12 protein-coding genes and 1 pseudogene are annotated in these 13,525 nt (G+C 69.1%); 6 read left to right on the top strand and 7 right to left on the bottom strand.

Going from position 1 to position 13,525, the window contains the following annotated elements; all coding sequences use genetic code 11:
• The first annotated feature begins 16 nt into the window (after positions 1-16).
• A complete protein-coding gene (locus K7862_RS12255; RefSeq protein ID WP_222962546.1) occupies positions 17-1,387 on the top strand; it encodes an 8-oxoguanine deaminase in 1,371 nt (456 codons plus the stop codon).
• 284 nt (positions 1,388-1,671) lie between these two features.
• Here K7862_RS12255 and K7862_RS12250 read toward each other — a convergent pair whose 3' ends face one another.
• Complete coding sequence (locus K7862_RS12250) at positions 1,672-2,241, bottom strand: hypothetical protein (protein WP_222962545.1); 570 nt, start codon at positions 2,239-2,241, stop codon at positions 1,672-1,674.
• Between the two features lie 283 nt (positions 2,242-2,524).
• On the opposite strand from K7862_RS12250, the gene K7862_RS12245 reads away from it, so the two are divergent.
• Entirely contained in the window at positions 2,525-3,505 is a 981-nt protein-coding gene (locus K7862_RS12245; protein WP_222962544.1) for an ArsR/SmtB family transcription factor, read from the top strand.
• A 93-nt stretch (positions 3,506-3,598) separates the two neighbouring features.
• On the top strand, positions 3,599-4,126 hold the full coding sequence (locus K7862_RS12240; RefSeq protein WP_222962543.1) for a hypothetical protein: 528 nt from the start codon (positions 3,599-3,601) through the stop codon (positions 4,124-4,126).
• Between the two features lie 148 nt (positions 4,127-4,274).
• On the opposite strand, the gene K7862_RS12235 is transcribed toward K7862_RS12240, so the two are convergent.
• From K7862_RS12235 to K7862_RS12220, 4 genes are all read right to left on the bottom strand, one after another.
• Positions 4,275-5,192, bottom strand: a complete 918-nt coding sequence (locus tag K7862_RS12235) for an alpha/beta fold hydrolase (protein ID WP_222962542.1) — start codon at positions 5,190-5,192, stop codon at positions 4,275-4,277.
• A 112-nt stretch (positions 5,193-5,304) separates the two neighbouring features.
• Positions 5,305-6,195 carry an alpha/beta fold hydrolase gene (locus tag K7862_RS12230; RefSeq protein ID WP_222962541.1) on the bottom strand — a complete coding sequence of 297 codons (891 nt, stop codon included), beginning with the start codon at positions 6,193-6,195 and terminating at the stop codon, positions 5,305-5,307.
• A 279-nt stretch (positions 6,196-6,474) separates the two neighbouring features.
• Positions 6,475-7,359, bottom strand: a complete 885-nt coding sequence (locus K7862_RS12225) for an MIP/aquaporin family protein (protein WP_372461559.1) — start codon at positions 7,357-7,359, stop codon at positions 6,475-6,477.
• Between the two features lie 269 nt (positions 7,360-7,628).
• Positions 7,629-8,405: an SDR family oxidoreductase gene (locus tag K7862_RS12220; RefSeq protein ID WP_222962540.1), complete on the bottom strand. Its 777-nt coding sequence runs from the start codon at positions 8,403-8,405 to the stop codon at positions 7,629-7,631.
• Between the two features lie 139 nt (positions 8,406-8,544).
• On the opposite strand from K7862_RS12220, the gene K7862_RS12215 reads away from it, so the two are divergent.
• Positions 8,545-9,480: a helix-turn-helix domain-containing protein gene (locus tag K7862_RS12215; protein ID WP_222962539.1), complete on the top strand. Its 936-nt coding sequence runs from the start codon at positions 8,545-8,547 to the stop codon at positions 9,478-9,480.
• Positions 9,481-10,428: 948 nt separating this feature from the next.
• On the opposite strand, the gene K7862_RS38450 is transcribed toward K7862_RS12215, so the two are convergent.
• On the bottom strand, positions 10,429-10,983 hold the full coding sequence (locus K7862_RS38450; RefSeq protein ID WP_372461564.1) for an ATP-binding protein: 555 nt from the start codon (positions 10,981-10,983) through the stop codon (positions 10,429-10,431).
• A gap of 270 nt (positions 10,984-11,253) precedes the next feature.
• On the opposite strand from K7862_RS38450, the gene K7862_RS12205 reads away from it, so the two are divergent.
• Positions 11,254-12,624: an NsdA family TPR-like regulatory protein gene (locus K7862_RS12205; protein ID WP_222962537.1), complete on the top strand. Its 1,371-nt coding sequence runs from the start codon at positions 11,254-11,256 to the stop codon at positions 12,622-12,624.
• A 99-nt stretch (positions 12,625-12,723) separates the two neighbouring features.
• Positions 12,724-13,182, top strand: a complete 459-nt coding sequence (locus tag K7862_RS12200) for an SMI1/KNR4 family protein (protein WP_222962536.1) — start codon at positions 12,724-12,726, stop codon at positions 13,180-13,182.
• 32 nt (positions 13,183-13,214) lie between these two features.
• Here K7862_RS12200 and K7862_RS12195 read toward each other — a convergent pair.
• Positions 13,215-13,525 (bottom strand): annotated as a pseudogene (locus K7862_RS12195) (aminoglycoside phosphotransferase family protein); the annotation flags it as partial.

The raw sequence follows: 13,525 nt of genomic DNA, 5'->3' as shown, positions 1-13,525 counted from the left end.
AGAGGCACACACGCACATGACCCAGCGCATCGTCATCGAGAACGCGGCCGTCGCCACCGTCGACGCCCACGACACCGAGTACGCCACCGGGCACGTGGTCGTCGCGGACGACGTCATCGAGTCCGTGGGCGCCGGACCGGCGCCCGCCGGACTGGAGAACGTCACCCGCCGCGTCGACGCCACCGGCCACCTGGTCACCCCCGGGCTGGTCAACACCCACCACCACTTCTACCAGTGGATCACCCGAGGGCTGGCCCAGGACAGCAACCTCTTCAACTGGCTGGTCGAGCTCTACCCGACGTGGGCGCGGATCGACGAGCCGATGGTGTACGCGGCCGCCGCCGGATCGCTCGCCGTCATGGCCCGCGGCGGTGTGACGACCGCGATGGACCACCACTACGTCTTCCCGCGCGGCGCCGGCGACCTGCTGGGCGCGGAGATCCGCGCCGCGGCCGAACTCGGCGTGCGGTTCACCGCCGCCCGCGGCTCGATGGACCGCGGCGAGTCCGCGGGCGGCCTCCCGCCGGACTTCGCGGTGGAGACCACCGAAGGCGCCCTGCTGGCCACCGAGGAGGCCATCGACACCCACCACGACGCCTCCTTCGGGTCGATGCTGCAGATCGCCGCCGCGCCCTGCTCCCCGTTCTCCGTCTCCACCGAACTGATGCGGGAATCAGCGCGGTTGGCGCGCCGCAAGGGCGTGCGGCTGCACACCCACGGCAGCGAGACGATGGAGGAGGAGAAGTTCTGCCACGAACTGTTCGGCATGGGCCCCACGGACTACTTCGAGTCCACCGGATGGCTCGGCGCCGACGTGTGGATGGCGCACTGCGTCCACATGAACGACTCCGACATCGCGGCCTTCGCCCGCACCGGCACCGGCGTCGCGCACTGCCCGTCGTCCAACGCCCGCCTGGCAGCCGGGATCGCGCGCGTGCCCGACATGCTGGCGGCGGGAGTCCCCGTGGGCCTCGGCGTGGACGGCACGGCCTCCAACGAATCCGGCGAGCTGCACACCGAGTTGCGCAACGCCCTGCTCATCAACCGCCTCGGCGGTGGCGAGAAGGCGCTCAACGCCCGCCAGGCGCTGCGGCTCGGAACCTACGGCGGTGCCCAAGTCCTCGGCCGCACGGCCGAGATCGGGTCGCTGGAGGCCGGCAAGCTCGCCGACCTGGTGCTGTGGAAGCTCGACGGCATCGCCCACGCCTCGATCGCCGATCCGGTCGCCGCACTCGTCTTCGGCGCCGCCGCGCCCGTGACCCTGTCGCTCGTCAACGGCACAGCGGTGGTGGAGAACGGCCGGCTCACCCGTGCCGACGAGGACGCGTTGGCGCGGTCGACCCGGGCGGAGGCGCGGCGGCTGGCGGAGATCGCCGGGATCGCCTGAGGGGCCTGAGCTCCCGCGCGCGGATCGGCTGAGGGGCCCGAGTGCCGCTACCGGTTGTGGGGCCGAGTGCCAGGCCCCCATGCCGGGATGGGCTGAGGCCGGGCGCCGGACCGCGCTGCCGCTGATGGTTCGGCGCCCCGACGAGGCCGAGCGCCGCCCACAACGACCGGCCGGGGAGGGACGGCCCCCGGCCGGTGGCCGGACCCTGCCCTGAACAGGGCCCGGCCGCACCGCCCCCGGTCCCGGATCCGCTCGGATCCGGCGCCCGGGGGCGGTGTGCGTCGCTACCGTCCCCCGCCCGGCAGCGACGCGAGGGTCGCACAGAGATCCTCCGTGGGCCCCGCGTGGGCGGTGACGTGCGGGTAGTGATCGGTGCCGATGCTCAGGACCAGCCCGCCGGTCAGCACCGCATAGCCGCGCGCCTGATAGGGGTTGGCGGCGTGGGTGCCGAGCCCGAGGTGGCCGTCGACCACCCAGGTCTGGCTGCCGTCGGCGTGGTGGAACAGCCACGCGGTGCCGGCCAGGTCGCGGTCCACGGAGCCGCCGGTCGCCTCGTCGGTGAACCGCAGGACCAGCGGACCGGTGATCTCCTGGGCGGTGGGCGTCCCCGCCGCGTCCACGGCCAGCGTCCGGATCTGCTCGCCGTCCTGGACGACGTCGCCGCGGAGTGCGAAGTCGCAGACGTCTCCGGCCGCGTCGGTGAACGGCTTGGCGTGGTAAGGCTGCCAGGGGCCGGGCAGCGGGGGCGGCGGCACGGCGGCCGCGGCCTGCGCCGTGCCCGCGGGGAGGACGAGGGCGGTGACCGCCGCGGTTGCCGCGGCCGCGAGGGCGGCGGTCCTGGGGAGGGGGTTCATGCGGGGCTCCGGGGGTGAGGCGAGGTTCGGGTGAACGGGGGTGCGGGCAGGGCGTGTTGGGCCTGGTCCGGGGTGAGGTGGGCGCTCGGGGCGTGCGGTTGCCGTCGAGCCGGGGCGTCCGGTCTGTACGTCGTCGTCGAGCCGGGCGCCCGGTCTGTCCGGTACGGGTGTGAGCCTGGCGCGGCGGGCCCCTGGTCGGCCAACCTTTCCGCAGAGCCCGAAACGAGGCAGGCCGGGCGCGGCCTGACCCCTGGCGGGCCGGCGGTCGGGGAGGAGAACCCGCATGCTCACTCTGCGCTTCACCGTCGAGGACCTGCTGCGGGTCCGGTTCGCGCCCGGGCCCGCGCCACTGGTGGAGACCGGCCTCGCGCTGTCGGTGCTGCGCGCGGGCAGCCGCGACCCGGCCCTCACGCGCTGGGGCCGCACGACGTCGGCCGGGATGTCGTCACGCAACGGCGCGGCCGCCGGCCGCCTGCTCCAGCTCCTGCGCTCCGACGGCCTCGGCCCGACGTTCCTGGACCCACCGGTGTTCGCGCTGGACGAGGCGCTCGACCGCGTGGCGGCGACGCCGCAGCCCCGTGTCAGCGCCGAACTGCGGCGGTTGTGGAACGGCCGCCCCGGGCCCGGCAGTTCATGGGCCTCCGCGCTCGAACGCCACGAGGCGCGCGCCTGGCGGGAGTTGACGTCCACGCTGGCCCGGACCCATGACGCGCTGCTGGAGCCGTGGTGGCCCCGGCTGCGTGCGGGATACGCGGCGGACGTCGCGTGGCGCACGCAGGTGCAGCAACAGCAGGGGCTGCGGGCGATGCTGGCCGGGCTCGTCCCCGGCGCGGCCTGGTCCGGGGCCGATCTGCGGCTGCCCGGCCGCGGTCAGACGACGGTCGTCCTCGGCGGCGGGGGGCTGACCCTGATGCCCTCGCTGCTCTGGCGCGGCGTGCCGCTCAGGACCCGGCACCCGGACGGCTCGCTGCTCCTGGTCTACAGCGCGCTGACACCGCTGCCGCTGGTGCCCGCGCCGGGCGCGCCCACCGACCCGCTGGCCGCGCTGCTCGGCGCGACCCGGGCGCTGGCCCTCCATCTGCTGACCGAGCCGCAGAGCACGACGGGACTCGCCCGCACCCTGGGCGTCAGCGCAGGCTCGGCCTCAGCCCACGCCAAGACCCTGCGCGCGGCCGGCCTGGTCGCCACCGTCCGCGACGGCAAACACGTCCGCCACACCTGCACCCCCCTCGGCCGCCTCCTCCTGTCCGGCAGCCTGACGTAGGCGTGGTGACCGGAAGGCGGGAGAGCTTCCGAAAAGGTAACCGTGGCCGCAATACGCAGAGCTTGGGTGAGTACGCCCACCTATCGTCAGGCCATGACCAACAGCTCAGGGGGACCTACGGCCGAAGGCCGCTACGACATACGCAAGGGGGCGGCTTCGTATGCCCCCATCGTGGGCGCCTTCGGGGCGCTCGCCATTCCCACGGTGACCGTCCTCTTCACCTCGAACAAGCCGCCGCACACCGAAAAGCTGGTGCTGTTGGCCTGCGGTCTGCTCGTCGTGGCGACGATAGGGGGGCTCACAGGCTCCGTCGGACTCGCTGCGATCGGTGCGGAACGTGATCACACGGCGAACATACCCCCGGCGGTCATGTACACCTCGGTCCCGGTCGTGATCTCGATCCTGTCGGTCCTGGCATCCTTCGAAGTGCTGGCCGCGATGTACCTCCCGGACGAGAAGGGCCTGTTCGCCGTCACCACGGGTGTGGGAGGACTTGCCGCGACGTACTTCGTCTCGTTCGCCGTGGCCGACAGCTGGCAGTCGGGTCCTGCGGATCCCGCGCTGAAAGCCACCTGGCAGGCGACCCAGTGGATCACGTCCAATCTGCACCCGACGACGTAGTGCTCAACACATCCAGCACCTCCCAGAATCCGCGGGGGTGTCGACGACCGTCACCTGCCTCACCGACCTTCCGGGGGAGGGTGGTCACCATACGGTGGCGGGTCGGACATCATTCCGCCCGCCGCGACAGGCGTGCGGGTCGTACAGCTCAGGCGGCCGCTCGGGGTACGTGCGTGAACTCGCGGAGCCGTTCGAGGACTTTGTCGGGCTGTTCTTCGGCTAGCCAGTGGCCGGATTCCTCGATCGGTTGGACGGTGACGTCTTCGGCGACCTCGGAGAGCATCTGCTCCGCCACCGGCAGGAAGAAGCTCGCCGTGCCCCCGATGCCGAGGACGGGGAGGGTGAGCTTGCCCTTGTCCGCCAAGACGCGCTGGTTGTCCTGCGCGTCCTTCTCGAAGGCCCGGAAGAGCTCGATGCCCGCCCGCATGGCCCCTGGAGCGGTGTAGTCGGCCACGTAGTGCTCGGCCTCCGAGATCGGGATGGCGTCCGGGTTCGCGCTGAGCTTGACGTAGAACGAGCGGATGTAGGCGAACTCGTTGCCCGCGATGAGCTGCTCGGCGGCGTTGTCGGGCGCACCGTGGAAGTGGAAATGCCACAGCGGGTCCTTGCTGAACGCGGTCGTAGCCAGCACGCTCTCGTAGACCTTGGTGCCGGGGATCGGGGCTTCGGCGACGATGAGGCGATCGACATCGTCGGGGTAGAGCGTGGCGTACGCGTACGTCACCAGCATCCCCAGGTCGTGACCGAAGAGGGTGACCGGCGTGGTCACGCCGAGGTGGTCGAGCAGCGCCCTCAGGTCGCGTGCCATCGTCTGCTTGTCGTAGCCACCCTCGGGCTTCGAGGACCCTCCGGCCCCCCGCACATCCGGGGCGACGACGAACCAGCCGTCGGCAGCGAGGGGGCCCACGATCAGGCGGAACTCCCGCCATGTCTGGGGCCAGCCGTGGACCAGCACGAGCGTCCGGCCGTCCCCGCCCTCACCAGGGGGCGTGCCGGCGGTCACGTAGTGGGTGCGGACACCACCGTGCCGGAACATGTTGTGGTGGAACTGTTGAGGCTCATCCATGGCCGTTCCTCTGCGTACGTACACACCTTATGCAGAGCGGTGCGGAAACTCGCCGCCGGCGCTTGGGTTGCCGGCGCGGGCAACGCAAGCGCCGGCGGCGAGGGCTGGCTGGTCAGGCGTGGGCGTGCTGCCGTGCCGCGGCCTGGACGTGCTTGCGGATGTGCTCCGCCCACGTCTCGGGGGAGTCGACCGGGCTGAAGTGGCCCGTGTTCTCCATGATGTGGAGATCGAAGTCGCTGTAGTAGTCGCCCAGCGTGTCACTCCATTCCACGGGGAAGAGTGCATCACTGTCCGGCCAGAGGATGGTGACGTTCTTGGAGAAGCGATCAGCGGGCTCCGGCTTGGTTTCGTTGGCGTAGAAGGTGATGGGGTTTCCCTCTGGGTACCGGAACCACATGGCGCCGGCGACGAACGCCCCGGGCGCCGAGTGGTTTTCGGTGAGGTGGTCCAGGAGTGCCTCCGGCGCAGGTGACCCCGGGGGCGACCAGCTCTCGAGGTTCTCGCGCAGGGCCGCGCGGACGGCCTCGGGCTTGCCGTCGATCAGGTCCTCCACCAGTCGCGTCTTGTAGAGGATGGCGTGCAGGAAGGCATTGACGGCCTTCTCCTCCAGGATTCGGCGGCCGACGCCCAAGGTGGGCGGGGCGATGACCAGGGAGTGCGCCAGGTCCGGGCGCTTCATCGCGATGGTCTGCACGGTGAAGCTGCCGACGTCGTACCCGCAGAGCACCGCGTCGCTGATTCCCAGCTCGTCGATGAGTGCGATGACGCCGTCCACCTGGCCGGTGAGGGAGTAGGCATTGCCCACGTCCTCCAGGTGCTTGTCGGACTTCCCGTACCCGCGCAGGTCAGGCGTCACCACCTCGACGTCGTCCCCGAGCAGCGGGACCACGCGTGAGTACTCCATGTGATCACCGGGATTGCCGTGCACGAGGACGACGGGCGTCCCCTCGCCCGAGCGCTCGTAGTAGTTCCGGAAGCCCTGAGTCGGCTGAGAAAAGGGCATCGTGCTCTCCTCCGGGAATTGCCTTTCGTCTTTCACGCCCCATAGACATCACGGCACATGACGCCCGAGGCTGCATGCCGCGTCGGGGCTGGCTGCAGATACAAGGCTAGCTCTGGCGTAAACAGCACGCACGGTGACCGCAAGCGGGCGGACGTCGACTCATGCGGCGGCCTTGACGGTCCTATCCGCCATAGACAGAAGCGCGAATTTTAGCTCGGAGGAGCGCACCCTGCATTCTCTGCAGCGCAAACGTGGCGCGGCCTGTGCTCGGCGCAGGCGTTACGCGAGGTCTCCGCGTCCAGCCTCGCTCGGCGCGCTACGCGCCCTGATCACGGGCGGGATGAGCCTGTCGTACGCCTGGGAGCCGAGGACCCCTCCGATGAGCGGGCCGACGATCGGGATCCACCAGTAGTTGCTGAACCACTTGAAATTCCCGGGGAGAGACAGAGAACCCCAGCCCTCGAAGAATGTGAAGAGCCTGGGTCCGAAATCCCTGGCGGGGTTGATGGCGTAACCGGCGTTCGTGCCGAAAGTCAGGCCGATAGCGAAGACGACCAGGCCGATCAGGAACGGACCGAGGTTGGCCTTCGGCGCCAGGTTCTTGATGTCGATGAGTGCGCAGACTCCCATGAGGAGGACCGCGGTGCCGACGATCTGGTCGAGCAATGGCCCCCACCAGGAGTCGCCGAAGAACTCGGCCGGGAACGTGGCGAAGATCGAGAAGGTGTTGAGCGACTGCTCCCGTGCGGTGCCGGCTTTCACGTTGAATGCGTCGATTGCCCAGCGGTAGGCGGCGTAGACGAGCGCGGCGCCGACGAAGGCGCCGAGGAGCTGAGCGGCCCAGTAGGGGGCGACCTTGCGCCAGGACAGCGTGCGGCGCACCGCGAACGCCAGGGTGACCGCGGGGTTGAGGTGCGCGCCGCTGATGCCGCCGGCGATGTACACGCCGAACGCGACGGCGAAGCCCCAGCCCCACGAGATGATGAGCCAGTTGGCGGCCCCGAACGCCTCTACCTGCCGGCCCGAGCCGGGCAACCCGACAACGGAGACGGCCACGGAGCCGCAGCCCAGCAGGATCACGACGAAAGTGCCCAGGAACTCGGCGATCATCTCGCCGCCGAGACCTTCCGGGTAGCTTCTTCGGCGCGGACTGGGTACGGCCATGGCCCCTCCTTCGCCCAGGCGGCTCCACGGCCGCGCATGACACGTCTCCGACCGTAGGTGGGGTGCGGTCACATCGCGTCCGGACGTCCGCCGGATGGGCGATCACGTGGCCGGGCGGCGTGGCCTCGATGCGATCAGAGGTAGCCATACGCCGGTGGGGCGACGCGCCGCCGGTGCCTGGGCAGCTCAAACACCACCCAGGCCCGGCATCGTGATGCAGCCCGTCGCCCACACTGTGGACGACGGGTCACACGACATGCGGAGTGCGGTCAGCTGAGCTGGCCGGTCGGCATGATCGTGACCTGCTCAAGATTGACGCGCGGCGGCTGCGAGGCGAGGAACCCAACCGTGTGAGCAACATCCTCCGACGTCAGCCACTCCATCGCATCCCTGGATCCGGCGAGCCACTCCCGCGCACCAGTGTCGGTGACGTGGCTCTGCAGCTCCGTGCCGACGATGCCGGGCTCGATCGCCGAGACCCGCACCTTCTTCGGGCCCAGCTCCATGCGCAGGTGCCGCGACAGGTGCGTCACGTACGCCTTGGTGCCCGAGTACACCGCGAAGTTCGGGAACAGGTTCTTCGCCGTGATCGAAGAGGTGTTGATCAGGTCGCCGACGCCACGCTCGGCGGCCGTCTCGACCAGTTGCGGGACGAACGCGCCGATGGCGTTCATCAAGCCGGTGATGTTCAGGTCGATCTGGTGCTGCCACTGGCCGGTGGCCAGCTCCTCGATGGGGGCCGGAAGCATCACGCCCGCATTGTTGAACAGGATGTCGGCGCCGCCGAGCTCGTCCCTGACCCGCTCGGCGGCCGCCCGCAGGGCATCGGCGTCAGTGACGTCTGCGGCGATCGCGAGCGCGGTGCCGCCGTTCTTCTCGATGTGCGAGACCAGCTCCGTGAGCCGGTCCTCGCGCCGGGCCAGCACGGCGACCTTCGCACCCAGCGATGCCAGGTGCTCGGCGGTCGCCTCACCGATGCCGCTCGAAGCACCGGTGATGGCGGCGACACGGCCAGTGAGCGGGGCGACAGAGGACTGCAAGGTCATGGGGGTGCCTTCCGTGGATCTTCAGCGGCGGACCGCAACGAACCGGACCGCTCATCCAGCAGACCACCGCCGCACCCACCGAAAAGGGCACGTGCCGGACCCTGGCGAGAGGGGTACCGACAGGACTCCTCAGGCTCGGATGTACCGCACATGCCGGAGCGACACTGTCCCTGAGGACAGTCGAAGCGAGTTTGCCGATTTCCTGCGCACGCGGCGTAGCCGTCTGGACCCTGACCAGGCAGGATTGCCGCACGACGGCAGCACGCGCCGGGTTCCGGGCCTGCGACGGGACGAGGTCGCCCGGCTCGCCGGCATGAGCACGGTGTACTACACACGCCTGGAGCATGGGCGGGCCGGCAACCCCTCACCCGAGGTGCTGGAGGCCCTCGGCCGGGCGCTGCAACTGGACCCCTCCGAGATGCGGTACATGCAGGATCTGCTGAGGCGGCCGAGCACTGCCGCCCGCCGGTCCAGGACGGCCCTGCAGCGAGTGCGCCCCGGACTGCACCTGATGCTGGAAGCGCAGCGGGTTCCGGCGTTCGTCCTCGGGCGACGGACCGACGTCCTGGCCAGCAACCGGCTGGCTCGCGCAGTGATCACCGACTTCGACGCCCTACCCGCGCCTGCCCGCAACCTGGCCCGGTACTACCTGCTGGACCCCACCGCCCAAGAAACCGTCGGCGACTGGGAACGCGTGGCCGCCGAAACCGTGGCCATCCTCCGCCTGGAGGCCGGCCGCCGCCCCCACGACCGCCAACTCGCCGACCTGGTCGGTGGACTCACGCTGCGCTCAACACAGTTCACCACCTGGTGGAACGACCACCGGGTCCTGCGCTGTACCTACGGCGCGAAACTCCATCACCACCCCGTCGTCGGCGACCTCCACTTCGCCTTCGAGTCCTTTCCTGTACCCGGCGACGAGGACCAGACCCTCTATGTCTACAACATCGAGCCCGGCTCACCCACCGACGAGGCACTGCGCCTCCTGGAATCGTGGAACGCACCCGCCTACGAGCGGACATCGCCCGATGCAGACCCCTCCGCCACCACGCAGAGCTGGCAGCCCGGAGCGTAAAAGAGCGGTTCAAGGGAAACTGGGCAGGGCAGCCTGAATACCGTGTTGCTGCCCCCAGTCAAGATGCACTGGCCACCTGCAGCAGCATGAGATCGAACTCGGCTCCGCCAGCGTGGTAGGGACTGGTGTACTGATAGCCGAGTCGGGCGTACAAGTCCTGCCCGTGGTGGTTCGAGGGCAGGCTGCGACCGCGTCCCGAAGGCAGAACGTGCCCGACCCGTGCCCGACCGAGCGGTGCACCCCGGTCAACGGCAGTCAACTGCGGGTCCCTCCAAGCTCTCCCAGAAACACCATTCCGGCAGGTCAGAGCTTGTTTCGTCACGTCGAGGCCCCGTGATTCCCAAGCTCAGGGCGTGGACCAGCACCAACGGGGCGCGGCCCACATCAGCCGGCGCGCCGGGAGCGAGGGGCCGCACATTTCGCCAGGGCCGTGAGGTGCTGAGCGGTTTCGACGGGTAGCGCCAGGCGGACCACCCTGTGCCGTCGTGGGAAGTGTCGGCTCGCGTCGCGATGGGCGTCGTGTCGATGCCGGCGGCCCTGAGCGCATCGAGGAGTTCCGCGGCTGTGTCGGTCGCCTCGCGCCAGCCGTGGACGTAGTCGATGCCGGGAGACCAGAGCATCGTGGCCGGGTCGAACTCGTCGCCTTCAAAGGTGGGTTGGTCGGTGGGAGGCATCGGGATCACGTCACTCTTTCCACGCGGTGGCTGGTCTGTGGCCGTGGTGTGCCGCGTTGGCCAAGGCATGGCAAGAGCCCCGGTACCATTCGGCACCGGGGTCCAGCGTGACCCCTACGCCGGACCACCCCGGAAGCTGCCAGGCGGAGGGGTGGTCCGGTTCTGCGTATGCGGTTGTGTGGTCGTTGTGGGGGACGGCCTCCCGGCTTGGGGGAAGGGCCGGGAGGCCGTCCTGCCGCCCGAGCTTGACCAGAGCTCAGGCGCTACCGCGCCGTCACCCGGACCTGGGGAGTGAGATCGGTCCGGCTGCCATGGACGGCTGCGGAGTCTGGTCGGCGGTAGGGAGTGGGCAGCGGTCGTGGTCGAAGCGACAGAAGACGCTTTTGCCGCCCTCGTCGCGGGGCGCCCACCAAGCGGCGTCGGAGAGGGATTGGATGATCAGGAGTCCCCGACCGCTGTCGGCGAGCAGAGCGTCTGACGATGCCTTCGAGTCGTCGGTGAGAACGAAGTCCCCCGCGGGGAGCATGGGGGGTGTGGAGTCCTCGTCCGACACCTCCAGGAACAGGCATGTCGGCCAGGCCCGGAGGGTCACCGTCACGTGGCGCCCTCGGCTCGCGCCTGAGTGCCAGCCATCGGGTACCGCGTGCTGGACTGCGTTCCCCACCAGCTCGGAGAGGCACAGGGTGACGTCGTCCACCAGAGGGTGAAGTCCCCAGTTGTTCAGCACTGAGAAAGCGGTGCGACGGACGACCGAGCCCGTGTCAGGCGCGTCCGCGTCGAGGGTCACCGAACGGAAGCGTTCCGATCCGGCGAGGATGCCGGGCTCCATCGGCGCGGGATGCGCCGTGCGCAGAGGCCGGCGGTGGGTTTCTCGCGAAGTCATCGCGTTGTCCTCCGTCCGTCGGCGGCTTGGTGCGCCGCTGTGTGCAGCAAGTCAATGGCGGTCAAGACTCAAGCGGCAGCGTTCACAGAGGGGTTCGCGTGATCACGGGGGTTCACGTGACTACGTGGGGGGGGTTCAGCCGTGAACCCCGTGCACCGTGCGGGAATTGCGTGACAGGATGGACACTTGCCGTCATCACGCGATGACAGGGGGATCATGAGCAAGGAGCCAAACCACCGGTTAGCGGCGGTGATGGCCGAAGCCGGCGCCTCCAACAAGGGCTTGGCGCGACGAGTGCGCGACGTGGCACTGATGCACGGTGCCCACCTCGGCACCACGCACATTGCCGTGCAGCGCTGGCTCGACGGCAGCGGCATTCAGGCGGCGACCGCTGCGTATGTGGCGGAGGCCCTGAGCGACAAGCTGGGACGCACCATCACGCCCGCTGATATCGGCTTTGCGGGCCTCAATCATCCACGCCGAATGCCGCTCAGTCCGGGCTACGCAGCCTCCCTTGACGAAGCGCTGGCAGCCCTTGACGGGCTCACTCAACTCCGACCGGGCGACGAGCATCCGGACGGCGCCGCGTTCATGGCTGACAGCGAGGTCGACTCGGCCGTGTTGTCTTGGATGGTCTCGCGGCCAGACGGACTAACCGATGTCCCAGGAACGCGCCGAGTCGGCATGCGCGACGTCATGGCCATACGTACGGCAACCGCGATGTTTACACGGCTCGACTTCCTTTACGGAGGCGGACACGGTCACACGACATTGCGGCACTACTTCCGTCATGAAGTTCTCCCCCTGCTGAAGGCCAGCTACAGCGAGAAGGTAGGCGCCGCGCTCTTCGCAGCAGCCGCCGAGATCGCCGAAGTACTCGGCTGGACCGCGTACGACATCGGGGATCACGCGCTGGCCCACCGCTACTTCATCTCCGGGCTCCGGCTGACACAGGTCATCGATGACCGCCTATTGGGCTCGACGATTCTCGCCAACATGAGCCACCAAGCGAACTACCTCGGGCAGACGGCCCGTGCCGCCCAACTCGCCCGCGCGGCCCTCGAAGGTGGCAGAGGCCAGGCCACTCCTCGCGCCAACGCCATCTTTGCCGCCCACGAGGCACGTGCCCTGTCGAGCGCGCAGGACGTGGCCGGCGCATCGCGCGCGATGAACGAGGCCGAGCAGTTCTTCGAACGGGCCGCCACGGCAGAGGACCCCGAGTACCTCGCCTACGTGGACGAGGCAGAGATCATCGGCGAGTTTTCCCACTGCTTCCGCGACCTCAAGCGGCCCGCCGAATCCCTGCGATTCGCAGAGCAGGCCGTTGCCCAGACCGACCCGCAGTACGCCCGCACCCTCGGGTTCTGCCGAATGGTCCTGGCACAGGGCCAGTACCTGAACGGCGACCTTGAAAGTGCCGTTGCGACGGCCACCCTGGCGGTAGACGAAGGGGAGTCGTTGCAGTCGGCGCGCTTCGTCCGTTACATCGAGGACTTCCAGCGTGAGATCAGCGACTGTTCCTCGGTCCCTGTGGTCCGGGCCTTTGAGGAGAGGGTGGTCATCGCTCGCGCCGAGCTGGAGGAGTAACTCGACCTGCTGCCATGATCCAGACCCATGAGTGATCGTTCGCTTACGGATGCCTGGCTGGCTTCATGGGTGGCCAGGGTCTCCCGTTCCCTCCAGGCAATGACCGACGAGTTTGAGCATCGACAGGGGTATCCCGCCGGGACCAATAGCGTCCGTGAGGCCGATCAGGACGATCAGGCGGCAGCAGAGGTACTTGCCCGGATGAACCTGGCACCCGTTGATCTGGTCACCTTCTACCACCGCGTCGGGTCTATGACCTGGGAGGACGTCGGTAACGGATACTTCATCCATTCGGCGACTGATGTTCTGGTCATGCTCAACGAGTACGGGGCGGTCGAGCTTGGCGTCGACCGGAACGAAGGCGGCTTGGTCATCGGCTCAAACGGCGGTGGTCTGTCCTACGTACTGGCCCCCGCTGGCGCGGTGTACCGGACTCGGACGGCCTCGCTCGATGAGCCAGAACTCGACAAGGTCGCTGATGATCTGCGGCACTTTCTGGAGTTGCTGGAGCAATCGCTCGACCAGTTCGTAACCAACGGCCGATCGGGCCGCGTGTAGTCGCCCCACACAGATCATTGGACTCATCGGCGTCAGTACGGCCGCCAGTTCCGCGGCGCCTCATCGTCTCGGAGCGAGGCGAGCCGAGCCCGAACCTCCTCGGCCACGTGCGGGCCCTCTGCGATGTTCTGCATGAGCCACGTCGTCATCTTGAACTCCTGGACGGCGGCCAGGACGCCGAAGCCGGGCCAGTCGCGCAGGTCCCGGCCGTACCCGTCGACGAACGCGAGGTACTCGTCCCGGCTCACCCACCCCAACCGGTCGTACTCGTGGGCCGACACCACCAGATCCCACTCAGGGCGGTCGAGGCAGAAGTTCTCCAAGTCGATCAGGTGCAGCCCTC

This window comes from Actinacidiphila acidipaludis, assembly GCF_019890725.1.
Classification (GTDB): domain Bacteria; phylum Actinomycetota; class Actinomycetes; order Streptomycetales; family Streptomycetaceae; genus Actinacidiphila; species Actinacidiphila acidipaludis.
Note: the sequence above shows the minus strand (reverse complement) of the source record. Positions and strands in the feature narration are given on the sequence as shown.

Bases quoted from the DNA above. Each gene is read 5' to 3' on its own strand.
- K7862_RS12255 (WP_222962546.1), top strand. From the start codon at position 17: ATGACCCAGCGCATCGTCATCGAGAACGCGGCCGTCGCCACCGTCGAC.
- K7862_RS12250 (WP_222962545.1), bottom strand. From the start codon at position 2,241: ATGAACCCCCTCCCCAGGACCGCCGCCCTCGCGGCCGCGGCAACCGCG.
- K7862_RS12245 (WP_222962544.1), top strand. From the start codon at position 2,525: ATGCTCACTCTGCGCTTCACCGTCGAGGACCTGCTGCGGGTCCGGTTC.
- K7862_RS12240 (WP_222962543.1), top strand. From the start codon at position 3,599: ATGACCAACAGCTCAGGGGGACCTACGGCCGAAGGCCGCTACGACATA.
- K7862_RS12235 (WP_222962542.1), bottom strand. From the start codon at position 5,192: ATGGATGAGCCTCAACAGTTCCACCACAACATGTTCCGGCACGGTGGT.
- K7862_RS12230 (WP_222962541.1), bottom strand. From the start codon at position 6,195: ATGCCCTTTTCTCAGCCGACTCAGGGCTTCCGGAACTACTACGAGCGC.
- K7862_RS12225 (WP_372461559.1), bottom strand. From the start codon at position 7,359: ATGGCCGTACCCAGTCCGCGCCGAAGAAGCTACCCGGAAGGTCTCGGC.
- K7862_RS12220 (WP_222962540.1), bottom strand. From the start codon at position 8,405: ATGACCTTGCAGTCCTCTGTCGCCCCGCTCACTGGCCGTGTCGCCGCC.
- K7862_RS12215 (WP_222962539.1), top strand. From the start codon at position 8,545: ATGTACCGCACATGCCGGAGCGACACTGTCCCTGAGGACAGTCGAAGC.
- K7862_RS38450 (WP_372461564.1), bottom strand. From the start codon at position 10,983: ATGGAGCCCGGCATCCTCGCCGGATCGGAACGCTTCCGTTCGGTGACC.
- K7862_RS12205 (WP_222962537.1), top strand. From the start codon at position 11,254: ATGAGCAAGGAGCCAAACCACCGGTTAGCGGCGGTGATGGCCGAAGCC.
- K7862_RS12200 (WP_222962536.1), top strand. From the start codon at position 12,724: ATGACCGACGAGTTTGAGCATCGACAGGGGTATCCCGCCGGGACCAAT.